Annotated in this window: 22 protein-coding genes and 1 riboswitch; of the genes, 18 read left to right on the top strand and 4 right to left on the bottom strand. The window is 73.2% G+C overall.

From position 1 onward, the window contains the following. Positions 1–105 precede the first annotated feature (105 nt). The 8 genes from KCQ71_RS23505 to KCQ71_RS23470 all read left to right on the top strand — a co-directional run bounded on the left by KCQ71_RS23505 (position 106) and on the right by KCQ71_RS23470 (position 6,444). Positions 106–705, top strand: coding sequence for a hypothetical protein (locus KCQ71_RS23505; RefSeq protein WP_223411061.1), 600 nt, complete (start codon positions 106–108; stop codon positions 703–705). Between the two features lie 62 nt (positions 706–767). After that, the gene (locus KCQ71_RS23500) at positions 768–1,463 is read left to right on the top strand and encodes an acVLRF1 family peptidyl-tRNA hydrolase (protein ID WP_223411059.1); all 696 of its coding nucleotides are present in this window, start codon (positions 768–770) and stop codon (positions 1,461–1,463) included. A gap of 185 nt (positions 1,464–1,648) precedes the next feature. Further along, positions 1,649–2,029, top strand: coding sequence for a hypothetical protein (locus KCQ71_RS23495; RefSeq protein WP_223411057.1), 381 nt, complete (start codon positions 1,649–1,651; stop codon positions 2,027–2,029). An 82-nt stretch (positions 2,030–2,111) separates the two neighbouring features. After that, positions 2,112–2,786 (top strand): DUF305 domain-containing protein, encoded by a 675-nt coding sequence (locus tag KCQ71_RS23490; protein ID WP_223411055.1) that lies wholly within the window; start codon positions 2,112–2,114, stop codon positions 2,784–2,786. 71 nt (positions 2,787–2,857) lie between these two features. Continuing rightward, entirely contained in the window at positions 2,858–3,703 is an 846-nt protein-coding gene (gene rfbD / locus KCQ71_RS23485; RefSeq protein ID WP_223411053.1) for a dTDP-4-dehydrorhamnose reductase, read from the top strand. A 121-nt stretch (positions 3,704–3,824) separates the two neighbouring features. Beyond that, entirely contained in the window at positions 3,825–4,736 is a 912-nt protein-coding gene (locus KCQ71_RS23480) for a phosphodiesterase (RefSeq protein ID WP_249423457.1), read from the top strand. Positions 4,737–4,742: 6 nt separating this feature from the next. Continuing rightward, entirely contained in the window at positions 4,743–5,963 is a 1,221-nt protein-coding gene (gene manA / locus KCQ71_RS23475) for a mannose-6-phosphate isomerase, class I (protein WP_223411049.1), read from the top strand. Between the two features lie 52 nt (positions 5,964–6,015). Then, positions 6,016–6,444 (top strand): GNAT family N-acetyltransferase, encoded by a 429-nt coding sequence (locus KCQ71_RS23470; RefSeq protein ID WP_223411047.1) that lies wholly within the window; start codon positions 6,016–6,018, stop codon positions 6,442–6,444. Between the two features lie 66 nt (positions 6,445–6,510). On the opposite strand, the gene KCQ71_RS27810 is transcribed toward KCQ71_RS23470, so the two are convergent. After that, a complete protein-coding gene (locus KCQ71_RS27810; protein WP_223411045.1) occupies positions 6,511–9,231 on the bottom strand; it encodes an AAA family ATPase in 2,721 nt (906 codons plus the stop codon). 315 nt (positions 9,232–9,546) lie between these two features. Here KCQ71_RS27810 and KCQ71_RS23460 point away from each other — a divergent pair, with 315 nt between their 5' ends. The 3 genes from KCQ71_RS23460 to KCQ71_RS23450 all read left to right on the top strand — a co-directional run bounded on the left by KCQ71_RS23460 (position 9,547) and on the right by KCQ71_RS23450 (position 13,994). After that, positions 9,547–10,671, top strand: coding sequence for a class I SAM-dependent methyltransferase (locus KCQ71_RS23460; protein ID WP_223411043.1), 1,125 nt, complete (start codon positions 9,547–9,549; stop codon positions 10,669–10,671). Between the two features lie 69 nt (positions 10,672–10,740). Further along, a complete protein-coding gene (locus tag KCQ71_RS23455) occupies positions 10,741–13,122 on the top strand; it encodes an alpha/beta fold hydrolase (RefSeq protein ID WP_223411041.1) in 2,382 nt (793 codons plus the stop codon). Next, entirely contained in the window at positions 13,122–13,994 is an 873-nt protein-coding gene (locus tag KCQ71_RS23450) for an alpha/beta fold hydrolase (RefSeq protein WP_223411039.1), read from the top strand. Before KCQ71_RS23455 ends, KCQ71_RS23450 begins: the two co-directional genes overlap by 1 nt. A gap of 67 nt (positions 13,995–14,061) precedes the next feature. Here the strand turns inward: KCQ71_RS23450 and KCQ71_RS23445 are convergent, their stop codons facing one another. Next, positions 14,062–14,997: an NAD(P)-dependent oxidoreductase gene (locus KCQ71_RS23445; protein WP_223411038.1), complete on the bottom strand. Its 936-nt coding sequence runs from the start codon at positions 14,995–14,997 to the stop codon at positions 14,062–14,064. After that, the gene (locus tag KCQ71_RS23440; protein ID WP_223411036.1) at positions 14,994–15,245 is read right to left on the bottom strand and encodes a DUF2530 domain-containing protein; all 252 of its coding nucleotides are present in this window, start codon (positions 15,243–15,245) and stop codon (positions 14,994–14,996) included. The genes KCQ71_RS23445 and KCQ71_RS23440 overlap by 4 nt, the downstream gene beginning before the upstream one ends. A gap of 88 nt (positions 15,246–15,333) precedes the next feature. On the opposite strand from KCQ71_RS23440, the gene KCQ71_RS23435 reads away from it, so the two are divergent. Then, positions 15,334–16,809, top strand: a complete 1,476-nt coding sequence (locus KCQ71_RS23435) for an NCS2 family permease (RefSeq protein WP_223411034.1) — start codon at positions 15,334–15,336, stop codon at positions 16,807–16,809. Between the two features lie 64 nt (positions 16,810–16,873). Here the strand turns inward: KCQ71_RS23435 and KCQ71_RS23430 are convergent, their stop codons facing one another. Then, positions 16,874–18,922, bottom strand: coding sequence for a PhoX family protein (locus tag KCQ71_RS23430; protein ID WP_223411032.1), 2,049 nt, complete (start codon positions 18,920–18,922; stop codon positions 16,874–16,876). Between the two features lie 206 nt (positions 18,923–19,128). Between KCQ71_RS23430 and KCQ71_RS23425 the strand changes: the two genes are divergently transcribed. The 6 genes from KCQ71_RS23425 (at position 19,129) to KCQ71_RS23400 (ending at position 25,219) form a co-directional block, all read left to right on the top strand. After that, complete coding sequence (locus KCQ71_RS23425) at positions 19,129–19,641, top strand: MarR family winged helix-turn-helix transcriptional regulator (protein ID WP_223411030.1); 513 nt, start codon at positions 19,129–19,131, stop codon at positions 19,639–19,641. Beyond that, positions 19,638–20,969 carry an MFS transporter gene (locus KCQ71_RS23420; RefSeq protein ID WP_223411029.1) on the top strand — a complete coding sequence of 444 codons (1,332 nt, stop codon included), beginning with the start codon at positions 19,638–19,640 and terminating at the stop codon, positions 20,967–20,969. The genes KCQ71_RS23425 and KCQ71_RS23420 overlap by 4 nt, the downstream gene beginning before the upstream one ends. Before the next feature lie 115 nt (positions 20,970–21,084). Then, positions 21,085–21,198, top strand: a riboswitch (TPP riboswitch). A gap of 82 nt (positions 21,199–21,280) precedes the next feature. Then, positions 21,281–21,946: a YkoF family thiamine/hydroxymethylpyrimidine-binding protein gene (locus KCQ71_RS23415; RefSeq protein WP_223411027.1), complete on the top strand. Its 666-nt coding sequence runs from the start codon at positions 21,281–21,283 to the stop codon at positions 21,944–21,946. Then, the gene (locus KCQ71_RS23410) at positions 21,943–22,632 is read left to right on the top strand and encodes an ECF transporter S component (RefSeq protein ID WP_223411025.1); all 690 of its coding nucleotides are present in this window, start codon (positions 21,943–21,945) and stop codon (positions 22,630–22,632) included. The genes KCQ71_RS23415 and KCQ71_RS23410 overlap by 4 nt, the downstream gene beginning before the upstream one ends. Beyond that, on the top strand, positions 22,632–24,350 hold the full coding sequence (locus tag KCQ71_RS23405) for an ABC transporter ATP-binding protein (RefSeq protein ID WP_223411023.1): 1,719 nt from the start codon (positions 22,632–22,634) through the stop codon (positions 24,348–24,350). The genes KCQ71_RS23410 and KCQ71_RS23405 overlap by 1 nt, the downstream gene beginning before the upstream one ends. Further along, positions 24,347–25,219, top strand: coding sequence for an energy-coupling factor transporter transmembrane component T family protein (locus KCQ71_RS23400; RefSeq protein WP_223411021.1), 873 nt, complete (start codon positions 24,347–24,349; stop codon positions 25,217–25,219). The genes KCQ71_RS23405 and KCQ71_RS23400 overlap by 4 nt, the downstream gene beginning before the upstream one ends. The last annotated feature ends 2 nt before the right edge of the window (positions 25,220–25,221 follow it).

Below are 25,221 nucleotides of genomic sequence, written 5' to 3'. Positions count from 1 at the left end.
GAACGAGCCGGCCGGCGAGCCACGCCGTCGTCGGGCAGGAGCGACCTGCGCGGCGCGCGCCCCTGTGGGAGACTCGAAAGTGGAGCCACCAAAGCAGGAGGCGTCATGTCGGAGACGGTCGAAGAACCCAGCGATCTGGCCGCGGCGGAGCCGAACGACCCGATCGCGTTCACCCACGTGCTCGCGTTCGCGCGCAAGGTCGCGCACGAGTTGGAGGCGGCCCGGGTGCCGCAGGACGAGTGGGTGTCCCAGGAGTACCGGCCCCCGCGTGCCGCCGAGCAGTTCGGGTGGCACGAGCTCGGCGAGTCCGTGCTGGTCCCGACCCTGGAACGCCGGGAACCCATCGGCGGCTGGCGGGTGACCGGCACCCTCGTGGAGGAGTTCTTCGTCACCGACAGCAAGGGCGAACGGATCGGAGCTGACGCCTCGCGCCGGGTCCATGAGTTCTGGCTGCTGCGCACCGGCGAGCTGCGCGACGTCACGCTCACCACGGACGCCTCCGGAGCCACCACCGCGACCCGGACCGCGGTGGATCCACGCGCCGTCGCTGACCTGGTCCGGGTCCCGGAGTGGACCGAGGACACCACGCGGGTGCACGGGCGGCTGCGGGTGCACCGCTACCGCACCGACGCCGACGCCGTGCACGCCGACCCCGCCCCGGCGCTCTCGCAGCTGCTCACGACGCTGCGCCGCCGCGCGCACTGACGCAACCGGCCCGACGGCGGCCGGTCGCCCGGGCAGGTCGGGGCACCTGCCATGATCGGTGCGTGCCCGCCCAGACCGAACGCCGCGTCGAGGTGCCGGGCGCGCGCGTGGCGCGCTGGCTCGCCGGCTTCGGCGAGCGGCACGGCGGCGCCGAACTGGTTCTGGGCAACGACTCCGATGACGCAGTGGCGGGCGGGCGCGGGCCGGTCCCCGACGGCGTCACGCTGCTCGGCGCCGACGGCGCCACCGCCGTCCTGACGTCCTGGCCGGGCGAGCCGCCCACCACTCTTGCCGACGTACCCGGCTGGGCGCACGGCCCGACCGACCTCGTCCTGATCCTGATCCGCCGCGGTGGCTACGCCGTCGGGCGGGCGCACGGCGCCGACCTGACGGCCCACAAGAGCGGCACCCGCTACGTGCAGTCGCGCACGGCCGCGGGCGGCTGGTCGCAGCAGCGGTTCGCCCGACGGCGGGGCAATCAGGCCGACGAACTCGTCACCGCCGTCGTCGGGCACGTCGTCCGGATCCTCGGCGAGCACGCCCTGCCGGCGGCGGGCACCACCCCGGCCGGGCTGGTCCTCGGCGGGGACCGTGCGCTGGCCGCGCAGGTGCTGGAGGAGCCGCGGCTGGCGGTGCTCGCCGGTCTGCCGCGGCGGTCCTTCCACGACGTCCCGGACCCGCGGCTGCGAGTGCTGAGCGACGTCCTCGGTCGGGCCCGGGGGCTGCAGATCACGCTCCGTGAGCCCGCGGCTGGCTGAGCGGGCGGGCGGTGCGGGCGATCGCCCCCCATATCACCCAAACCCGGTGGGCCCGAGTTGTGCTTCTGGTGCCGTACGCAAGTATCGTGGCGTATGGGGCCGATGCAGGGGCGCGTCTACGGCCCGATCGAGACGAGGGACTGTGTCATGGACGCCTCCGGGTGCGAAGAGTTGGGTCGGATCCGATGAGCGCGAATCCCGCGACCACAGTCCGGGCGTCGGCGACGTTCGTGCACGCGCTACCGGAGCAGCTCCGAGAGCAGCTGACCCACCCGCGCTGGGGCACCGAACTCCTCGTCGACGAGCTGATCGAGGCGATCTCCCTGGTCGGGACCGATGCCGCCGGGCGGCCGCTGGCCGAGCCACGGTGGCGGTACGAGGTGACGGCCGTCGGGATGGCCGTCAACAAGCGCGGTCGGACCACGCGCCGACCCGAGCTGGCCGTGTTCGCACCCGCGGACCTGCCGGAGCAGTACCGGGACCTGCTGCACGGGGCCGACGTGCTCTACGCGCGCATCACCTCCGCGATCAGCGACTCGCTCGACTCCTCCCGGCTCGTCGACTGAACCTGGCCGCTGGCGGCCGTTAGGGTGGGCCTGCCCCACGCACCGTGCGAAGCCGGGGCGTGGGAACACGAAGGATCTCGTCATGACGCGCCGTCTCGTCCAGTGTGCAGCCGCCACCCTCGCCCTCGGGCTTCTGGTGGGGTGCACGGACCCGTCGCCGGACACGTCCCCGTCGGCGACCGAGACCGCCGGCGAGCAGACCTCGCCGAGCCCGAGCGCCGAGGAGACCACAGCCGAACCCGAGCCGGGCAACCAGGCGGACATCGACTTCGCGAACGCGATCCGGACCTACCACGGGCAGAGTTCGCAGATGCACCAGGCCATCCTCAGCAAGGCCGGCGTGCCGGAGGATGTGCTCGGGCTGGCCGGCACCCTCACCAACGTGCAGGGACGCGAGAGCGAGGACCTCCAGGCGCTGCTGGTCACCTGGGGCGAGGAACCCGCGGACCCCGCGGCCGCCGGCACGCTCACCGGGATGCTCACCCCCGAGGAGCTGCAGGAACTCTTCGTCGGCACCGGGTCCGAGGCGACGGTGATCTACCTGAACGGGATGATCGCCCATCACGAGGCCACCCTGGCGCTCGCCGAGGAGGTGCTCACCACCGGCACCAGCCCGGAGCTGGCGGCCATCGCCGAGCAGATCGTCACGGCTCAACCCGAGGAGCTCACCGATCTGCGCGAACTCCTCGCCACCGTGGACCCCACCGGGTCCGCGGACGCCGGCACGGCGACCGGCGACACCGGCGCGAACGGATAGCCGACCACGCAGACCCGGCCGGCCGCGCCCCACCGACCCGGGGACGACCGGCACGGACGAAGGGACAGCACGTGCGAATCCTGGTCACCGGCGTCAACGGCATGCTCGGCACGGACGTCGTGACGGTCCTGCGGGAGGCCGGGCACGACGTCCTCCCGCGCACCCGCGCGGACCTCGACATCACGGCCGGCCCGATCCTGCCGGACGCCCTCGCCGGCGCAGACCTGGTGGTCAACTGCGCGGCCTGGACCGCCGTCGACGCCGCCGAGACGGCCGAGGCGGAGGCGTTCACCGCGAACGCCGTCGGCCCCGCGAACCTGGCCCGTGCCTGCGCCCGGGCCGGCGCCCGGCTCGTGCAGATCTCCACCGACTACGTGTTCGCCGGGGACGCCACCGCACCGTACGACGAGGCCGCCACGGTCGCCCCCCGGTCCGCGTACGGCCGCACGAAGGCCGCGGGGGAGTGGGCGGTCCGCGCCGAGGCGCCCGAGCACTGGATCCTGCGTACGGCGTGGCTGTACGGCGCGCACGGCCCCAACTTCGCCGCGACCATGGCCCGCCTCGCCGGCGAGAAGGACTCGCTCAGCGTCGTCGACGACCAGGTCGGCCAGCCCACCTGGACCGGGGACGTCGCGCGTCTGATCGCCGCGCTGATCGCGGCGGACGCCCCGACCGGCACCTACCACGCCACCTCCGGAGGGCGGGCGTCCTGGTACGACTTCGCCCGCGCCGTCGTCGCCTCCGCCGGCCACGACCCGGCGATGGTGACCCCGACCGACTCGGCCTCGTTCGCGCGCCCCGCGCCCCGCCCGGCCTGGTCCGTGCTCGGCCACGGCGCGCTGACGGCGATCGGCGTGGAGCCGATCGGGGACTGGCGCGCGCGCTGGGAGCAGGCGGCCGCCGTCGTCCTGCGCTGACGCCGGGCCCTGCCGCGTCCGGCGAACGGACCCCACACCGGCCCGATATCGGTCCAAGGCTGTTCACGTGTCGTTCAACTCGCGGTTCGACGGGTGCACCACACTCGGAACCGTGACCTCCCTGCGCGCCGCCGAGTACCCGCACCCGAACCACGTGCTGGTGCACCTGTCCGACACCCACCTCCTGCCCGAGGGGGAGCTGTTGCACGGCGTGGCGCCGATGCGTGACCACCTCGAGTCGCTGCTCGCCGACCTCGAGGCCACCAACGTGCGCCCCGAGGCGCTGATCTTCACCGGGGACCTCGCGGACCGCGGCGAGGAGGAGGCGTACCGGATCCTGCGCGGAGTCGTGGAGCCGCTGGCGGAGCGGCTCGGCGCCGAGCTGATCTGGGTGATGGGCAACCACGACGACCGTGCCACCATGCGGCGCACCCTCCTGGACGCACCGGCCGACGCCGCCGACCTCACCGAGCCGTACGACCGGGTGATCATGCTCGGCGGGCTGCGCATCGTGGTCCTCGACTCCACGGTGCCCGGCCGGCACGACGGTGAGATCACTCCGGCCCAGCTCGAGTGGCTGGCCGGGGTGCTCGCCGAGCCCGCGCCGGAGGGCACCGTCCTCGCACTGCACCACCCGCCGGCGCCGTGCGTGATGGACCTGCTCGTCACGTTCGAGCTCCGCGACCAGCAGGCGCTCGCCGACGTCCTCTCGGGCACGGACGTGCGCACCATCCTGGCCGGGCACTACCACTACTCGTCCTCGTCCACCTTCGCCGGGATCCCGGTGTCCGTGGCGTCGGCCACCTGCTACACCCAGGACCTGCAGACCCCGGACCGGGGCACCCGGGGCCGCGACGGCGCGCAGGCCTTCAACCTCGTGCACGTCTACACCGACACGATCCTGCACTCGGTGGTCCCGATGGGCGGCGGCGCCACCGTCGGCGCGCACGTGGATGCGGACCGCACGGCCGAGCGGCTCGCCGCGGCCGGCATGTACATCCGCGACGCCCCGGTCCTGAACGCCGTCCGCTGAGCCGACGTGCACCTGCTCACCAATCCGCTGCTGCGTTACCGCTGGGGCTCCGGGGACCTGCTCCAGGGGCTGCTCGGCGTGCCCGCCGACGGGCACCCGCTCGCCGAGGTGCGGATCGGGGCGCACGGCGAGGACTCCTCGCAGGTCATCGAGGGCGGGCACGCGGTCCGGCTGGACCGGTTCGTCGCGGCGCATCCGGCCGCGACGCTCGGGGTCGCGGCCACGCGCGGCGGCGGGCGCCGGCTGCCGTTCGAGGCGCGTCTGCTCGCCACCTGGGCGCCGCTGCCACTCCAGGTGTGCCCCGACGCCACCCAGGCACGGGTCGGCCACGCCCGCGAGGAGGCGGCCGGTGTGGATGCCTACGCCCCGCAGCGCCTCTTCCCGGACGACTCCGCGCGACCGGGCCTGATCCACGCGTTCTCCGAGGTGCAGATGCTCGCCGGGTTCCGGGCGGTGCCGGCGATCCAGGCCTCGCTGGCCGGGTGGGACCTGTCGATTCTCGCCCCGATCGTCTCCGCCCTCACGCAGGCCGGTCCCGGCGACGAGCTGCTCTACGCGCTCACCACGCTGCTCGCCTCGAGCGCGGCGAAGCAGCGGCAGATCGCGGAGGGCCTCGCGCGGGCGGCCCGGGAGCACCCCGAGCACCCCGACGCGGGCCTGGTCACCCTGCTCGCCGAACACCACCCCGGTGACGTCGGGGTGGTCCTGGCGCTGTTCCTGAACCGGGTCCGGATGGAGCCCGGTGAGGTCCGGTACCTGCCGCCCGGGATGATCCACGGCTACCTGAGCGGGATGGGTCTGGAACTGACGGCGTCCTCCGGCAACGTGGTGCGCGCGGGCCTGAGCCTGGAGCACGTGGATCTGCGGCAGGTGCTGCGGATCGCCGGGCTGAGCGTCGGCGAGCCGCCGCAGGTTCAGGCCGAGCCCGACGGCGTCGCTGCCGTGTTCACCTCGCCCGCGGGTGATCTGGGGCTGTGGGCGTCGCCCGGCGCACCCGGGCCCGTGCCCGGGCCCGCGCACGGGCCGCGCCTGGTGGTGTGCCTGCATCGGTGGACACCGGAGGCCGACGCCGGCCCAGGCGGCCGCGTGACCGTCTCGCTGACCACGGACGCCGCGGGAATGACGCTCTCGACGGGGCAGAGCGCGTTCGTCTCCGATGCGGACGGCCCGCTCCGGGTGCGGTCCTCGGGTCCGGTGCTGGTCGCCCACCTCCCGGACGCGCGGTAGCTCGGCGGTCCCCGGTTCGCGTTGTCCGGACTCGTTGCTGCAGGCTGGTGTGATGTCGAGTCCTCTGATGACGAGCCCGGACGTGCAGATCGAGTGGCGGGCACCGGTGTCCGACGACGAACTCGTCGAACTCACCAGATCACACGGCGGCTCACCCGAGGCCGGGTGGTGGGATCGGGTGCGCGAACACTCGCTGGGATGGGTGACGGCTCGAACCGGGGCCGGTCAGCTCGTCGGGTTCGTCAACGTGGCCTGGGACGGCGGTGACCATGCCTTTCTGATCGACACCAAGACGCGGCCCACGCACCAGCGGCAGGGGCTCGGCACCGCGGTGGTACACCGCGCGGTCGTGGAGGCACGCGCAGCGGGGTGCGAGTGGCTCTTCGTGGACTTCGAACCGCCCCTGGCGGAGTTCTACCTCGACGCGTGCGGGTTCCGCGCGACGCCCGCCGGCTTGATCCGCCTGACCGACCCGGCTTGATCCGCCTGACCGACCCGGCCTGATCCGTCTGACCGGCCCGGCTTGATCCACCTGTTTCGAGGCGCCTCACCCGGCGTCGCGCAGAGCAGCGGCGAGTTCGTCCCTGGAGTGGATCGAGAGCTTCGTGTAGGCCTTGCGCAGGTGGTACTCGATCGTCTTCGGACTCAGGAAGAGGGCGGCCGCGGCCTCCCGGGTGGTCCGGCCCTCGGCGAGCAGGAGGCACACCTGGAGCTCCTGGGGGGTGAGGGCGCCGGGGCCGGCCGCCTCGCGCAGCGGCACGTGCTCCCCGGTCGCCTCCAGCTCGGTCCGGGCGTTCGCCGCCCAGATCCGTGCGCCCAGCTCGTCGAACGAAGCCAGCGCGGCCCGCAGGGGCGTGCGGGCGTCCACCCGCCGCCCTGCTCGGCGCAGCCGCATCCCGTACGCCAGGTGCGTCCGCGCCGTCTCGAAGTCGTCCCGGGTGTGCCGGTGGTGCGCCAGCGCGGAGGCGAAGTGGGTCTCGAAGTCCGCCTCGGCGGCGATCAGACCGAGTGCCCGGTCGGCCCGCGCGAGGGTCCAGGGCCGGCCGCTCGCGGCGGCGGCGGCGGCGAACCGTGCGGCCGTACCGGCCGCGCCGTCGGCGTCCCCGGTCCGCAGCAGGGCGTCGACCAGGTCCGGTCCGGGATGGAGATCGGGGTCACCGACCTGGTCCGCATCGAGCCGCGCCGCGACGGCACCGAGCCGGTGCGCGGCATCGGCCGACCTGCCCTCGGACAGGGCGAGCTCGCCCACGGCGAGCTCGCACCAGATCTCCCCGAACCGGATCGACCGCTCCTGGCAGCGCGCCAGCGCGTCGGCGGCGTGCTCCCGGCACTGGGCCGCACGACCGGACCGTGCCTCCAGCCAGGCCAGCCCGGCAAGCGACATCGCCAGCTCGCCGCCCTGGCCGGTCTCCCGGGCCAGCCGGGCCGCCTCGTCGTAGTTGGCCGCCGCCCGGTCCCAGGCGTTCGTGGTCGCCTGGTCGCGGGCCACGTGGAAGAGCAGGTTCGGCAGCGCCCCCACACCGACGCGGGCACGTACTCGGTCCACGAGGGTACGCAACTCGCCGCCGCCGTCGGCGTCCCGCAGGAACAGCGGCGCGAGCAGCAGCCAGGGAAGTGCGGCCGTGTGGGCGAGCGGGTCGACATGGTCCGCCAGCTGTGACACGGCGTCGGAGAGCAGGACCCTACTGTCCCGGCCGAGGAGGACCCCCGCGGTCCCGGACGCGGCCAGCCCGACGGCGCGGGCCACGGGGTCCGTCGCGAACGGCAGGGCAGCGGCGAGCCGCGCGTCGATCCGGCGCATGGCGGCGGTGTCGACGAGATACATGCAGGCGTGCCACGCCTGGGCCAGGATCAGGACCCGCTGGTCGGAATCGGCGAGATCGGCGGCGCGCTCGAGGAGGCCGAGGCCCTCGCGCGCCGAGCCCGAGCGCACCGCGATGGTGGCCCGCAGTTCGGTTCCGGTCGCGGTCGGCTCCCCGCTCGGTGGCTCTACCTCGTCCAGCAGGGCCAGGGCCCGAACGCGCTGGCCACCGGCCCACGCCGCGCGCGCTGAGGCGATGAGCCGGTCGTGGCTGTCGCCGGGGTCCGGGCTCAGCCGCGCCGCCCGCTCGAAGGCCGTCGAGGCAACCGTGAACGCGGTCCGCGCGGTGGCCCGACCGCCGAGTTCCGCCAGGAGCGTGGCGACGGACTCGTCGAGGTGGGTCGTGGCCGCGGCGAGGTGCCAGGCGTGGCGGTCGGCGTCCACACCGGCGAGTTCGTCGGCGAGGGCGAGGTGCGCCCGTCGCCGCAGGTCCGGCGTCGTGGAGCCGTAGGCGGCCGCGCGCAGGAGCGGGTGCCGGAAGGTCATGCGGCCACCGTCGACGGCGATCAGGCCGGCCCCGGAGGCACCGTCGAGCTCGGCGGGGTCGACGCCGAGGCGACCGCAGGCCGCGCGGGTGAGGCGAAGGTCGTCACCAGCCATCGCTGCCACCATCGCGACGGTGCGCTCGTCCGGGGTGAGCGCCGCCAGACGTCGGGCGAAGGTGTGCTGCAGCCGGTCGGGCAGGGTCCGCGGCAGACCGGCGCCGACGTCGTCGGTCGCATCCGGCTCGCCGGCCAGCTCGAGCAGGGCCAGCGGGTTGCCGCCCGTCGAACGGTACAGACCGTCGGCGTCGCGCCGGACGTCCGATGAGCCGAACGCCTCGTCCAGCAACTGCTCCGCAGCCTCCGGGGACAGGCCCCCGAGTTCGATCGTGGGCAGGCCCCGCACGGGCTCCGGCACCTCGGCGCTGCGTCCCGCGATCAGGACCGCGATCGGGTCGTTGCGCACCCGGCGCGCTGCGAAGGCGAAGGCGTCGACGGAGGGCTGGTCCGCCCACTGCACGTCGTCGAGCACCACGACCACGGGCCCGTCCTCGGCGTAGCGGCTCAGCAGGCTCAGGGTCGCGGCACCGATCGCGAACCGGTCCGGGCCGCCCCCGTGCCGCAGGCTCAGCGCGGTTCCGAGGGCCGCTGCCTGCGGGGCCGGGATGTCATCGAGGAGTGGCAGCGCCGGCAGCACCAGGGCGTGCAGCGCGGCGAACGGGAGGTTCCCCTCGGCCTCCGCGGGCGTCGCCCGCAGTACGCGCACGTCGCCGGGCGGGAGGCTTGCGAGCGCCTCGGTGAGCAGCGCCGTCTTGCCGACGCCCGGTTCGCCGACGATCGTCAGCACCCCGCCGCTGCCGAGGCGCGCCGAGGCCAGGAGGCGGGACACCGTCTCCTGCTCGGCCGCCCTGCCGAGGAGGGTCACCGGTCAAGTCTAGGGAGCAGCGGTGGTTCAGGGGTCGGCTTGGGACGCCGGCAGCCACTTTCGCGGGAGCGGTGTGATTCCGAGGCGCCCAGTGCCTCGGAAGCACACCACTGACGCTGGTGCTGCGCGGGGGACGCGGATGGGCGGCGATCAACAGGGCGCGCTCGCGATCGGCGCGGGGGTGGGCGAGGTCTGGGCCCCACGGACTAGGTGGGGCACCTGACGCGGGCCGGTGCGAGGCGGATCTACGTTCGCAGTCACGGCCCCAGCCGCGAACCACAACCGCACGTGACCGAGGAACCAACGGAGGATCCGATGAGCACCGAGACATCCGCACCGAGCACCCAGCCGGCCGCCAGCGCGCCGCCGGAACCGGCCGCCCCCGCCATCGACATGGACGCCCTGATGGCGTTCGTGTTCCGCGCGGTCGACGAGGTCGGGGCCACCCTGAACGCCGCGCTCGTCGTCCTCGGCGACAAGCTCGGCTACTACAAGGACCTGGCCGCCCACGGGCCGACCACGCCCGCCGAACTGGCCGCTCGCACCGGTACGGCGGAGCCGTACGCCCGCGAGTGGCTCAACGCCCAGGCCGCCGGTGCCTACGTCACCTACGACCCGCCGTCGGGCCGGTACACCCTGCCGCCGGAGCAGGCCATCGCGCTCACGGTCGAGGACAGCCCGGCGTTCCTGCCCGGGTTCTTCCAGATCGCCCTCGGCACCGTCCACGACGTCGACCACATCCTCGACGCGGCCCGCAACGGCGCCGGCTACGGCTGGCACGAGCACGTCACCGACGTGCACGTCGGGTGTGAGCGGTTCTTCCGCCCGAGCTACAACGCGAACCTGATCGACTCCTGGCTGCCGGCCCTGGACGGCGTGGTCGAGAAGCTGCGGGAGGGCGCCCTGGTCGCGGACGTCGGGTGTGGCCACGGCGCCTCCACGGTGCTGATGGCGCAGGCGTTCGGCAACTCGCGGTTCGTCGGCTCCGACTACCACGAGGCCTCGATCGCCACCGCCCGCCGCCGGGCCGCGGAGGCCGGCGTGGCGGACCGGGTCGACTTCCAGGTGGCGCCCGCGCAGGCGCTGCCTGGTTCGGGCTTCGACCTGGTCACGATGTTCGACTGCCTGCATGACATGGGCGACCCGGTCGGGGCGGCCGAGCAGGTCCGGCAGGCGCTGGCCCCGGACGGGACCTGGATGGTCGTCGAGCCGATGGCCGGTGACCACGTCGAGGACAACCTGAACCCGGTGGGCCGGGCGTACTACGGCTTCTCCACGCTGCTGTGCACGCCCGCGTCGCTGTCGCAGGACGTGGGCCTGGCCCTCGGCACCCAGGCCGGCCCGGCCCGGATCCGGGACGTCGCCACCGCGGCGGGGTTCACCCGGTTCGCGTCGGTCGCGCAGACCCCGTTCAACCGGGTGCTCGAGATCCGGCCCTGACGGGCGAGGACGGCGGCGGCGCTACGGAAAGGGTGGGCAATGCGTACCGAACCGGAGGACACTGCGGACATGACGGGACGTCCCGTGGTCGGGCGAGGCAGCCCGACGCGAGCCAGGGTCCTCCGGTTCACTCACGCCGCCGAGGAGCGGGTCGCGCACACCGCCGGAGCGTCCATCCCTCCGGCGGCCGTCGCTGCGGACACCGAGCCGGCCCCCGCGAGCGGGCCGCCGGTCCAGGACGACGAGCCCCGGCCCGCCCGTGCCCCCGACGCCACCGGCGTCACCGTGCGCGACGGCGTGCGGATCCCGTACGCCGTGTCCGGCTCGGGGGCGACGACCATCCTGCTGCTGCCGACCTGGTCCCTGGTGCCGTCCCGGTTCTGGAAGGCGCAGGTGCCCTACCTGGCGAGGTACTTCCGGGTCATCACCTTCGACGGTCGGGGTAGCGGCGCGGCCGGGCGGCCCGAGGGGGCGCCCGCCTACACCGACGAGCAGTACGCGGCGGACGGGGCCGCCGTGCTGGACGCGACCGGCACCGACCGGGCCGTCGTCGTCGGCTACTCCTGCGGCGCGGCCTGGGCGGTCCACCTGGCGGCGCGCCACCCGGAGCGGGTGCAGGCGCTCGTGGCCATCGCGCCGTCCTGTGGGTTGGCCGTCGCGGCGCCCGAACGGGAGAAGTACGCCTGGGACGGCCACCTCGACACCACCGAGGGCTGGGCCAAGTACAACAAGGACTACTGGCTCGGCGGCGGGTACGACGACTACGTCGACTTCTTCGCCCGGAGGATGTACACCGAGCCCCACTCCACGAAGCCGATCGAGGACGTGGTCCGGTGGGCGCACCAGATCAGCCCGCAGACGCTCGCGGACACGACGGCCGGCCGTCTCGGCCTGGAGGGCGCCATCCGGACCCCGCTCGAGCCGCTGTGCGAGCAGGTGCGCTGCCCCGTGCTCGTGGTGCACGGGCTCGAGGACGCGGTGCGGCCCGCGGCCATCGGGATCCGGCTCGCCGACCTATGCGGCGGCGAACTCGTCCTGGTCCACGGCGGCGGGCACGGCCTGCCAGCGAGGGACCCGGTCCGCACCAACCTCCTCATCAAGGAGTTCGCGATGGACACCGTCAGCGCCCCCACCCGACCCGGCCAGGCCGCGCCCGCCGCCTCGAGCACCCCGGACGGACCGGACGCGCGATGGACCCCGCAGCCCCGCCGTCGGACCTGGACGCGCGCGCAGCGGCGCCCCCGCCGCGCCCTGTACCTGTCCTCACCGATCGGCCTCGGCCACGCCCGGCGGGACCTCGCCGTCGCCCAGGAACTGCGCACCCACCACCCGGACCTCCAGATCGACTGGCTCACCCAGCACCCCGTGACCCGGGTGCTCGCCGACGCCGGCGAGCGTGTCCACCCCGCGTCGGCGTGGCTGGCGAACGAGTCGGCCCACTTCGAGGACGCCTGCGCCGAACACGACCTGCACGCGTTCCAGGCGATCCGCCGGATGGACGAGATCCTGATCAACAACTTCATGGTCTTCGCCGACGTCGTCGCGGACGGAAACTACGACCTCGTCATCGGCGACGAGGCGTGGGACGTCGACTACTTCCTGCACGAGAACCCCGAGCTCAAGCGGTTCTCGTTCGCGTGGATGACCGACTTCGTCGGGTGGGTGCCGATGCCCGACGGCGGCGAGCCCGAGCAGGCCCTCACAGCCGACTACAACGCGGAGATGATCGAGCAGCGGGCGCGCTACCGGCGGGTCCGGGACCGCTCGATCTTCGTGGGCAACCCCGACGACGTCGTGGACCTGACGTTCGGGCCCGGGCTGCCCGGCATCCGCGAGTGGACCGAGGCGAACTTCGACTTCGCCGGGTACGTGACCGGCTTCGTGCCACCCACCGACGCCGAGCGCGAGGCGCTGCGGCGCAGGCTCGGCCTCGGCGCCGACGACCGGCTCTGCGTGGTCACCGTCGGCGGCTCCGGGGTCGGCACCTCGCTGCTGCGCCGTGTCCTGGACGCCGTGCCGGCGGCGCGCCGGGCCGTCGACGGCCTGCACGTCCTCGTCGTCACCGGTCCGCGGATCGATCCCGACGAACTGCCCCGACGGCGGGGCGTCACCTATCGCGGGTACGTGCCGGACCTGTACCGGCACCTGGGCGCGTGCGACCTGGCCGTGGTCCAGGGCGGGCTGACCACGTCCATGGAGCTCGCCGCGGCCGGCCGGCCGTTCCTGTACGTCCCGCTGCAGCACCACTTCGAGCAGAACGTGCACGTGCGGCACCGGCTCGAGCGGTACGGGGCGGGCCGGTGCGTCGAGTACGCCGAGGCGTCCGACCCGGACGCGCTCGCCGCGGCCATGGCCACCGAGCTCGCGTCGGGGTCGGCTGCCTCGACGGCGCTCCCGGTGGAGACCGACGGCGCCGCACGGGCCGCGGCGATGCTGGCGGAACTGCTCTGATGCGCGCGCTCGCGCCGACCCGCGCCGGCCACATCGGCGCCCGCGGGGTCCGCACGCACTTCGAGGTCTTCGGCACCGGTGGGCCGACGGTCTTCCTGCTGATGCCGGACGTGATCACGCAGGCCCGCGCGTGGAAGGCGCAGGTGCCGTTCCTGGCCCGGTTCTTCCGCGTGGTGACGGCGGACCCGCGCGGCAACGGCGGCTCGGACCGGACGACGGACCCTGCCGACTTCGCGTTCGAGCGCATGGTCGAGGACGCGTGGGCGGTGCTCGACGAGGTCGACGCCGCCGAGGCCGTGCTGTGCGGGGTCTGCAGCGGGGCCGGGCTCGCGCTGGTCATGGCCGCCGAACGCCCGGAGCGGGTGCGTGGCGTGGTCGCGATCAACCCCGGCCTGCCGCTGACGCCGCCGCACCCGTGGAAGGTCCGGTACGACTTCGACGCCGTGCTCGACACCGACGAGGGCTGGGCCAGGCTGAACCGGCACTACTGGCTCCGGGACTGGCCCGGCTTCGCGCGGTTCTTCTTCGGGCAGCTCTTCCCCGAGCCGCACTCGACGAAGCAGGTCGAGGACATGGTCGCCTGGGCTCGGGAGACGACGGCGGAGGTGAACCTCGCGGACTCCGAGGCTCCGCCGTCGAGGTACTCCGGCGAGGCCGCGGCCCGCGCCGCCTGCGCGGCGGTCCGCTGCCCGGTGCTCGTCATCACCGGGTCCGAGGACCGGTGCCAGGTGCCGGAGCGGGGCCGGATCGTCGCGGAGCTGACCGGCGGCGAGCAGGTCGAGATCGACGGCGCCGGCCACCTCCCGATGGCCCGCGACCCGGTCTTCGTGAACCTCCTGCTGCGCGACTTCATCAGCCGGGCCACCCGCTGACCCGCCGCCGACCCGCGAGGGTGCGGTCCTGCGGCGGATAGGCAGGATCCGCCGCAGGATCACTCGCTCAGACGGTGTAGAGCAGTTCCTCGCCGGCCAGGAACCGGCGCAGGTTCTCCTCGATCCGCTGCTCCGGGTCCTGCGGGCGGCCACCCGCGCTGTGCGGGGTGACGATCAGGTTGGAGGAGCCCCAGAGCGGGTCGTCCGCGGGCAGCGGCTCGGTGGCGAACACGTCCAGCGCGGCGCCGCCGATGCTCCCCTCGACCAGTGCCTGCCGCAGCGCCGCCTCGTCCACGGTGGCGCCCCGGCCGACGTTGACGAACCAGGCGTGCTCCGGCAGCGCCCCGAGGATCGCGGCGTCGACCACCTTCTGCGTGGTCGGCAGCGCCGGGAGGATGTCGACGAGCACGTCGGTGTCGGCCAGCTCGCCGGGCAGGTCCGCGGGCGTGATCACCCGGTAGCCGGCCCGCTCGCCGGCGGTGGTGGCCACCCCGGTCACCTGGGCACCGAGCGCGGTGAGGAAGCCGGCCAGACGGGTGCCGATCCCGCCGAAGCCCCAGATCACGACCTTCGCCCCGAACAGCGTGGTGAACGTCCCCGTGGTCCCGAACGCCTGGTTCACGTCCAGGGACTTGTACCACTCGTGGGCGTCACCGGCGCGGACGGCCGTGTCGAGCCGGCGCGCGGCCGCGAGGATCAGCGCGAGGGTGTGCTCGGCGACGGGCGCGTCGTGGAGCCCGCCCCCGGACGTCAGCACCACGGAGTCGTCGAACCCGGCCGCGGCCACGGAGTCGGTGCCGGCCATCAGGGCCTGGATCCACCGCAGCCGCGGCAGCTCGGTCACCATGGCCGCGATCCGCTCGCCGGAGCTGCCCCACACCACGATCGCCTCCGCGTCACGGTGCTCGGCCGGGATCGGGGCGGCGACGTCGTAGACCGCGGTCGTGACGCCGACGGGCGCCGTGACGGACATGGGGATCGAATTCGGGAGCAGCAGTTTCACTCGGAGATTCCTTCGTCGTTGATGAGATGGATGCGGTGCATCAACCAGAACCCGACCCAGCCAAGGACCACGCCGGCCACGCAGATGAGCGGCCAGCGTCCGTCGATGACCGACCCGGTCAGGTGCAGCACCCCGAGCACCACCAGGGCAGCCAGCCACCCTCCGATGCCGACCAGAACGAGCACCTTCGCGTTCACCCGCGCGGGAGCGAGTTCCTTCGGCGCCGGGCGGTCAGGGGAGGGGGGCACCCCCCGATCGTAGGACAGGACCGCGTGCGACCGGGCCGGGTGTTCAAAGGGTGTTCCGCACATCGTTCCTCTGCCAGGATGGCGACCCATGAGCACCCCTCGCACCGACGACGCGGCCGTGGCGTCTGGTCCCCTGGACAGGTTCTTCAAGATCTCCGAGCGTGGTTCGACCGTCGGAAGGGAGGTCCGCGGAGGGCTCGTCACGTTCTTCGCGATGAGTTACATCATCGTCCTGAACCCGCTGATCATCGGCACCGTTGCCGACGGCACCGGCAACTTCCTCGGCGGCGACGAGGCGACGTCGGTCGCCAAGGTGGCCGCCGCGACCGCCCTGATCGCCGGCGTGATGTCGATCGTGATGGGCGTGGCCGCGAACTTCCCGATCGCGCTGGCCGCCGGGCTCGGCCTGAACGCCGTGGTCGCGTTCTCGATCGCGATCCTGCCGGACATGACCTGGGCGGACGCGATGGGCATCGTGGTGCTCGAGGGCATCATCATCCTCGTCCTGGTGCTCACCGGGTTCCGGGAGGCGGTCTTCAAGGCGGTGCCGGTGGAGCTCAAGACCGCGATCAGCGTCGGCATCGGCCTGTTCATCGCGTTCATCGGCCTCGTCGACGCGGGCATCGTCCGGATCCCGGCGTCCCTGGCCACCCCGGTGGAACTCGGGATCGGCGGCTCCCTGGTCGGGTGGCCGATGCTGGTGTTCGTGATCGGGCTGATCCTGACGATCGTGCTCTGGGTCAAGAAGGTGAAGGGCGCCCTGCTCATCTCGATCATCGCCGCCACCATCCTGGCGATCATCATCGAGGCGATCGCGAACATCGGCCCGCAGACCCCCGACGGGTCGAACGCGAGCGGGTGGAAGCTCAACACACCGGCGCTGCCGGACTCGCCCGTCGCGGTCCCGGACTTCGATCTGCTCGGGAACTTCTCGCTGTTCGGGTCCATCGAGAAGGTCGGCATCATCACCGTCGTCCTGCTCGTGTTCTCCCTGCTGCTCGCCGACTTCTTCGACACGATGGGCACGATGGTCGCGGTCGGCAGCGAGGCCGGGCTCCTGGATGAACAGGGCAACCCGCCGCGCACCCGCGCGATCCTCGTGGTGGACTCCATCGCCGCGGTCGCCGGTGGCGCCGGGTCGGTCTCGTCCAACACCAGTTACATCGAGTCCGCGGCCGGTGTGGGCGAGGGCGCCCGGACCGGGCTCGCGTCGGTGGTCACCGGCATCGCGTTCCTGCTCGCCACGTTCCTGTCCCCGATCGTGGACATCGTCCCGTCGGAGGCCGCCACCCCGGCGCTGGTGCTGGTCGGCTTCCTGATGATGTCCCAGGTGACCGGGATCGACTGGAAGAACATCGAGGTCTCCCTCCCGGCGTTCCTGGCCATCATCCTGATGCCGTTCACCTACTCGATCACCGCGGGCATGGGCGCCGGCTTCATCGCCTTCGTGGTCATCAAGATCGCCGTCGGCAAGGCCTCGAGGGTGCACCCGCTGATGTGGGGCGCGGCGATCCTGTTCGTCCTGTACTACATCCGCGGGCCGCTGCAGGTCTGGTTCGGCTGACGCGGAACGGATGAGGGCCACCCGCCGACTCGGCGGGTGGCCCTCATCCGTGGGAGCGGGTCGGTCAGCGGCCGATCCGGATGCCGTCCGGACGCCACGCCACCACGACGGCCGGCCGCGGAACGGACGTGCCGCCGTCGGGCCAGTGTGAGAACTGGTTCTCGAACGTGGCGCCGGAGCGCTCACCCGGGTGCTGCACGCAGACCAGCACACGGGTCTCGGTGACCTTCGGGCCGCAGGTCTCCGCGGAGATCGGCACGGTCAGGAACTGCTTGACCTGGCCCCGGTACTCCCCGTCGACGGCGACGCCGAACAGTCCGTCGTTCGTGCCGAGGGCGTTGCCGTCGGTGCTGATCCAGAGGTTCCCGTACGGGTCGAAGGTGACGTTGTCCGGGCAGGAGATCGGGGACACCTGCGACTTGTCGTACCCGGCGAAGTAGGTGCTCGGGTCGTTCGGGTCCCCGCAGAGCAGGAAGATCCGCCAGTCGAAGGTGTAGGCGCGCGGGTCGTTCCCGGTCTCCATCAGCTCGATCACGTGCCCGTGCCGGTTGGACGAGCGCGGGTTCGTCTCGTCCGGGCCGGGGTTCGTGCCGGTGCCGCGGTTGCTGTTGTTGGTCAGCGCGACGTACAGCACACCGGTCAGCGGGTTCGTCTCGACGTCCTCCGGCCGGTCCATCTTCGTGGCGCCGACGACGTCGCCCGCCTGGCGGGTGAACAGGAGCACCTCGATGCCGGTCATGCCCTCCACGTGGGAGTGTGCGCCGGCCTCGTCGCTGGTGACGAGCGGGATCCACTCGCCGGCACCGTCGAACTCGCCGTCGCTGGGGAGGGTGCCGGACCCGTCGATCTCCTCGACCGGCGAGTTGCCGGTGAACAGCGCGACATACAGGGTGCCGTTGTCCAGCAGGGTGGCGTTGTGCTCGGGCTTGTTCCGGCGGAACTGATCCCGGGAGACGAACTTGTACAGGTAGTCGAACCGCTCGTCGTCACCCATGTAGGCGACAACCTGGTTCTGCCGGCTCAGGTGGATGTTGGCCGCCTCGTGCTTGAACCGGCCGAGGGCGGTGCGCTTGCGGGGCGTGGACCGGGGGTCGAACGGGTCCACCTCGACGATCCAGCCGAACCGGTTCACCTCGTTCGGCTCCGCGCCGAGGTCGAAGCGCGGGTCGTACGCCTCCCACTTCCGCTCGGAGGCGCCACCGGGCAGGCCGTAGCGACGCAGCCGCTCGCGGACCACCGGGTCGGTCACCTCGTCCGCGTTTGCGAAGTACTGGTTGAAGTTCTCCTCGGCGGTCAGCCAGGTCTGCCACGGTGTCACGCCGCCGGCGCAGTTGTTCAGCGTGCCGAGCACGGTGCGGCCGTCCGGGTCGGCCGTCGTGCGGACGTACTCGCTGCCGGCCACCGGGCCGGTCAGCTCGAACGGCGTGGTCGCCGTCAGCCGCCGGTTCAGCCGGTGGTCGACGACGGTGGTCAGCTCGCCGGACGGTCGCCCCTGCGCCGCGCCGGCGACGCCGACGACGGTGAGGCCGTGCGCGGCCCAGGCGATCTCCACCTGGTCCTGCGTGGGAGCGGCCGGGTCGTAGCCGGGGAACATGATCTCTTCGTTCGTGTACTCGTGGTTGATCACCATGACGTGCTCGTCGCGGCGGATCTCGAAGAGGTCGAGGTGGTCGCAGTTGTAGCCGAACTGGCGCTCCTGGCCCGCGGCGCTCTGGTTCTCGGGGTCGAACTCCGGCGCGTCCGAGAAGAGCGGGTCGCCCCACCGGACGAGGACCTTGGAGGTGTAGCCCTCCGGCACGCTGACGGCGTGCTTGGAGTTCGGCGGGACGGGCGTGAACGCGAGGCCACGGGCCGCCTGGGGCGGGGCAGCGGCGGCGGGCTGGGCGCCGAGGGTCGCGGCGCCGGCGCCGGCCACGGCCACCACGGCGCCGACCTTGAGCAGGCTCCGGCGGGAGATGCCGGCGGCGATGATGTCGCCGAGGTAGGCGCCCTCGGAGGTGTTCGGCACCTCGTGGAAGCAGGCGTCGCCGCAGCGGTACTTGCAGGTCATGGGGGAGCGGTTGCTGCTGTGGTTCGCGATCAGCGGCAAGAGTTTGCGGGGTGATGTCAACATCGGGGACTGCTCCTTCGCACAGACGGGGACGCTACGGACGCTAGGACGCCCAGGCGCGGCCCGGGTGAACGGGCCGTGACCAGTGGTTGACCGTTCGCCGAACCGCAGAATTACGCACCCCGGCGTGCCGCAAACCGCACGCGGCTGCCACCTCCGACCGAGGTCGGAATTTACTTAGCCGAACTAATGATCTAGACTTGAGTATCGTGACCGACCCGACTCCCACTCCTCCTGCGGGTTCCGCCGTCGGCAGCGCACCTCTTGCGGGACCTTCAGCGGTCGCCGCGCGCAAGCAACCGCCGCGGGGCGACGGCGGCCTCGCCGCCCGGTTGCGGGTGACCCTGCTGCGGACCTCGAGGCGGCTGCGCGCGGAGCGGTCCAACGCCGTCAGCGAGGCGCAGGGAGCGGTGCTCGGCGGCCTGTTCAACCTGGGCCCGCAGAGCCCGGGCGCCCTCGCCGAGCGCGAGCACGTGAGCGCGCCCACGATGACCCGCACGATCCAGACCCTGATGGATCTCGGCATGGTCACCAAGGCGGCCCACCCCGAGGACAAGCGGCAGGTCATCGTCTCGCTCACCGAGGCGGGCGAGCAGCACATCATCGCCACGCGCCGCCGCCGGGACCAGTGGCTCTCCCGACGGCTCGCATCCCTGACGCCTGCCGAAAGGCAGACGCTCTCCGACGCCGAGGAGATCATGCGGAGGATCTACACCAAGTGAACGCGATGTTCGCCTCGATGAGGCACTACAACTATCGGCTCTGGTTCGCCGGTGCCCTCGTCGCCAACGTGGGTACCTGGATGCAGCGGATCGCCCAGGACTGGCTGGTCCTGACCGAGCTGTCGGACGACTCGGGCCTCGCGGTCGGGATCGTGACCGGGCTGCAGTTCGCACCGTCGGTGCTGCTCAGCCCGTACGCCGGCCTGCTCGCGGACCGGATCGACCGGCGCAAGCTGCTCATGGTCACGCAGGGCATCCTCGGCCTGCTCGCGGTGGCGCTCGGTGTGCTCGTGCTGTTCGGTCACGCCGAGCTGTGGCATGTGTACGTCCTGGCGACCCTGCTCGGGGTGGCGAGCGCGTTCGACGCTCCGGCTCGGCAGACGTTCGTCTCCGAACTCGTGCCGGCCGGCGGGCTCGCGAACGCCGTCGCCCTGAACAGCGCGTCGTTCAACGCCGCCCGGCTGATCGGACCCGGCGCGGCCGGGCTCCTGATCGCGCTCGTGGGACCGGGCTGGGTGTTCATCATCAACGCGGTCTCGTTCGCCGCGACGATCTTCGTGATGGCGATCATGCGGACCGCCGAACTGCACGTCTCGCCGCGGATCGCGCGCGCCAAGGGGCAGCTGCGGGCCGGGATGGCCTACGTCCGGCACCGCAGCGACATCATGATGATCATGATCGTCGTGTTCGTGGTGGGCGGGCTCGGCCTGAACTTCCAGCTCACGTCGGCGGTGATGGCCCGGATCGAGTTCGGTAAGGATGCGAGCGAGTACGGCATCCTCGGCTCGATCCTCGCGATCGGCTCGCTCGCCGGCGCGCTGCTGGCCGCCCGGCGCAAGCAGCCCCGGGTCCGCAGCGTGATCGCCGCCGCTGCGCTGTTCGGGGTGTTCTCCGGCCTGATGTCGCTCGCGCCGACCTATGAGCTCTTCGCGCTCGCGTGCATCCCGGTGGGGTTCTTCTCCATCACGATGCTCACGACCGCGAACGCCGCGATCCAGATCGGCACCGATCCGGCGATCCGGGGTCGGGTGATGAGCCTGTATGTGGTGGTGCTGTTCGCCGGGAACCCGATCGGCTCCCCGTTCGTGGGCTGGGTCGCGGAGGCCTGGGGCCCGCGCTGGTCGATCGGGATCGGCGCGATCGCCTCGGTGCTGGTGGCCGCGGCGGCCGCGTTGTGGGCGCACCGGAACTGGCAGATCGAGGTGTCCTACCGGCTGCGCCAACGCCCGCACCTGGTCCTCACGAACGCCGAGGAGCGCGCCGCCCGCGAACGTGCCCGCGTCGAGGTCGCCTCCCAGCAGGCCACCGACGGCGGTCAAGCCGCGTGAGTCGGAGGTCGGGCACGCCTGCCTGAGGCCGGAGGTCCCGCGTCGGCGGGCCGCCGGTCCCACACCGTGGACGGCGCTCGCTCCGCCAGGCCGGTCCGGGGCTAAGGTGTCCGTGACATAGCCCCCGGGGAGCGCGTTGGCGCTGAGAGTGCGGTCGGTACACCGGCCGCAGACCCGAGGAACCTGAACTGGTTAGCACCAGCGTAGGGAGTAGGGCAGTTGTCGGGCACGACCCGTGCCGGAGGTCTCCGGCGTGGGTTGGGCCCGGCGTCGTGCACTCGCCGGGGGTCCTTCCACGAGAGGACCCGACGATGCCCGAAGTCACCAGCCCCGCGACCCCACTCGAACCCGGCACGTCCGCCGACCCGTCGCCCACGCCCGGCGACTACGGCGTCGGTGCCCGGTTCACGCTGCTGCCGCTCACGGATCGGTTCGTCGAGGTCATCACCGACGCCCTCGCCGTGGACCGCCCGGCCGGGCTCGAGGTGGTCACCGACGACGTCTCCACCTTCGTGCGGGGCACCGAGTCGGACGTGGTCGGCTACCTCACCGCGGTGATCGCACGGGCGGCACGCACCGGCGTGCACACCGTGGCCCAGGTGCTGCTCTCCCGCGGCTGCCCGGGCGAGGTCGCCTGCGAGGTGGCCGACGGCGTCGCGTTCGCCCCGGAGCGCCTCGCACCGATCCCGGCCACCGGGCTGCGCGCGGCCGCGCACTGGTCGCTTTACCCCCTGCACGACGGTCCCGACGGCGATCACATGAGCGCCATCTACGCCGCCATCGACGGAGCCCGCGAGCGGGGCACGCTCACCCGCAGCGAACACTTCGCGACCCGGCTCGACGGTGACCTCGCCGACGTGCTCACCACGATCGGGGACGCCTGGCTCACCGTCGGCCGGTCGGTCCGGCACGTGGCCACCCACGCGACCATCTCGCTGAACTCGCCAACCACCTCGAGCCCTGCAGGCGACCGATGAGCGCGCGCACCGACGGCCCGCGCCGGGACAGCCCGAGCCCGGACCACCCGAGCCAAGACACCCCACGCCCCGACCCCGAGCCCGCCGCTCCCCGCCGCACCCCGATCACCCTGCACGACCTGGTCCTCCTGGCCGCGCTCGCCGTCGTCTTCGGCTTCCTGTATTGGGCCCTCGTGCAGCTGTGGGGCTGGCTCCAGGTCGCGATGGGCCCGTTCGGCGACCTCGCCCAGAACGCTCTCGCCGGCGGCTGGATGGTCGTCGCCCCGCTCGCGGTCTACATCGTCCGCAAGCCCGGCGTCGGGATCGTCGTCGAGATCATCGCCGCGATCGTGGAGGTCGTGTTCCTGGCCTCCCCGGTGGGCCCGATGCTGCTCCTGGTCGGCCTGATCCAGGGCGCCGGCGCCGAGCTCCCGTTCGCGCTCACCAGGTACCGCCGGTACGGCTGGGGCGTGTTCCTGGCCTCCGGGATCAGCGCCGCACTGTTCAACCTGGTCCTCGGCATGGTCCGGTTCGGCTGGGCCGGTCAGGACTTCTTCGCGCTCCGCGTGGGCCTGCAGTTCGCCAGCGGCATCCTGCTCTGCGGGCTCCTGGCGAAGCTGATCGGGGACGCCCTGCTGCGCACCGGGGTGCTGGACAACTACGCCATCGGGCGGGCCCAGCGCATCGCCGCCCGCGCCGCCGGCTGATGACGGCCGCGCCCGCGTCCGCCGCGGACCGCCGCACGAGTCCCGAGGCCCCGGCCGCCGTCACCGTGCGGGACCTCCGGGTGCACTACCCGACGGCGTCCGTACCGTCCCTCGCGGGCGTGGACCTGCACGTGCCGGCCGGGAAGCGGCTGCTGCTGATGGGATCGTCCGGGTCCGGGAAGAGCACCGTGCTGCGGGTCCTCGCCGGCGTGGTCCCGGGCACCATCGACGCCGACGTGACCGGCCGGGTCCGCATCGCCGGTGCCGACCCGACCACCACCGCGGTGCCGGTCCTGGCCGGGCGGGTCGGCACCCTCACGCAGGACCCGGCGGACCAGCTGTGCCTGCCGACCGTCGTGGACGAGGTGGCGTTCGCCTGTGAGAACCGGGCGGTGCCGCCGGCGCAGATCGGTCCCCGGGTCCGCGCCGCCCTCGCGGCGGTCGGTGCCACGGACCTGATCGGGCGGCGCACCGGCGAACTCTCCGGCGGGCAGGGTCAGCGGGTCGCGCTCGCAGCGGCCCTCGTGGCCCGCCCGGACGTGCTGCTCCTCGACGAGCCGACGGCGTTGCTCGACACCGCGGCCGCCCGCCGGATCGGCGCGTTGCTCGCGGCACCGGGACCCGCGCAGGTCCTCATCGAGCATCGCCTCGACGAGCTGGGGCGGCTGCCCGAGCACGTGGTGGTCCTCGACGACGCCGGCCGGGTGCGGGCTGCAGGGCCGACGCCGCAGGTGCTGCGCGAGCACGGCGTGGCCCTGGCCGGCGCCGGGGCGTGGCTCCCGGCCGGGATCGAGGTCGGCCTGGCGCTGGGCCGGGAGGTCGGGCCCGGGGGTGCCGCGCTGCGCGCGGGCCTCGCGGAGCTGATGGCCCGACGGCGGAGCGTGCGTCGGTCGGGGTCGGCACCGTCGTCGTCGGCACCGTCGCGGTCGGCTCGCGCGGGCGAGCGGGTCGTCCTGCGCGCCCGCGGGCTCGGTGTGCGCCGTGGCTCCGCGCAGGTCCTGACCGACGTGGACCTGGACGTGGTCCGCGGCCGGATCACCGCCGTCGTCGGCGTCAACGGGTGCGGCAAGTCGAGCCTGCTGCTCGCCCTGGCCGGACTGCTCCCGTTCACCGGCACGATCGACGGGCCACCGGCGGGTCTGGTGTTCCAGAACCCCGAGCACCAGTTCCTCACGCGCTCGGTCCGGGCCGAGGTCGCGTACGGAGCGGTTCCGGCGGTTCCGGCGGGTCCGGCACGGATGGACCCCACCGAGGACATCGATGCCGTCCTGGCGCGCTACCACCTCGGCGCCGTGGCCGACCGGGACCCGTTCCGGCTGTCCGGCGGGCAGCAGCGGCGGCTCTCGCTCGCGGCCATGTCCGTGTGCGCGGACGAGGTGTTCCTCGCCGACGAGCCGACGTTCGGGCAGGACCGGGTCACCACGGCCGCCGTCGCCCGCGCGTTGCGTGGGCTCGCCGACGACGGGCGCGGCGTGGTCCTGGTCAGCCACGACCTGCGCCTGGTGGCCACCCTCGCCGACGAGGTGGTGGTCCTCGCCGGCGGTGGGGTACTCGCCCGGGGCGGCGTCGACGAGGTCTTCTCCGGCCCGTCGCTGGAGTGGGCAGGTCTCGCGCTGCCGCCGCTGCTCGAGGGCTGGCGCGGCAGCGGGGTCCCACTGCGGCGGCTGCTCGAGACCCTCGACGAGGCCCTCGGCGCGGGCTCCGGGGCCGCCGCGTGAGCGCGACCGCGTTCGGGCGCCCGCTCGACGTCGACTCGGCGCTGCACCGGCGTGACCCGGCCGTCAAGCTCGCCCTCGTGCTCGTCATCTCCGCCGTCGTCACCGGTGTCTTCGACCCGTGGACCCCCACGATCCTGTACCTGCTCGCCGTGCCGGCGGTCGTCCTCGCCGGCCGTATCCCGCTGGGCACCATGGCGCGGGCGCACCTGCCGTTCGCCCTGTTCGGGCTCAGCCTGTTCACGGTCAACGCGCTGACCCGGCCGGGTCCGGTGGTCTGGGTGCTCGGGCCGCTCGACGTGTCGGTGCCCGGTCTCGAGATCGGGATCTCGCTCGCGGTCCGGACCCTGCTCATCGGGACGCTGTCGCTCGGCTTCGTGCTGACCACCGACGGCGCCCGGCTCATGACGAGCCTGCATCAGCACGTGCGCCTCAGTGGCGCCTTCGCCTACGCGGTGCTGGCCGGATACCGGCTCCTCGAACAGCTGCCGCAGCAGTGGCAGACGATCCGGCAGGCCCAGGCGATGCGGCGTCCGCGCTCGTCCGGGGGCGGGTCGCCACGGCACCGGTCGCGAAGGGTCCGGCCGCGCCGGACCGAGCGTCCGATGCCGCTGCCCCGCTCGCCGCGCGCCCTCGCCCGCGCGTCCTTCACCCTGCTCGTGACGACCCTGCGCCGCGGGGAGCGGATGTCGATCGCCCTCGAGACCCGCGGACTCGGCGCCGGCCGCCGCACGATCCACGACCCGGCCCGGCTCACCCCGGGTGACGCGGTCCTGAGCGCGGTAGCGCTCGCGACGGTGACGGCGGTGCTGCTGGCGACCTGGCGCTGCGGCCTGCTGGCCGGGTGGGGCGCCCTCGGGGTGTTCGGCTGACG

This window comes from Occultella gossypii, assembly GCF_019947135.1.
GTDB classification, from domain to species: domain Bacteria; phylum Actinomycetota; class Actinomycetes; order Actinomycetales; family Beutenbergiaceae; genus Occultella; species Occultella gossypii.
The sequence above is the reverse complement of the archived record's forward strand: the minus strand, read 5'-3'. Positions and strand labels throughout refer to the sequence as shown.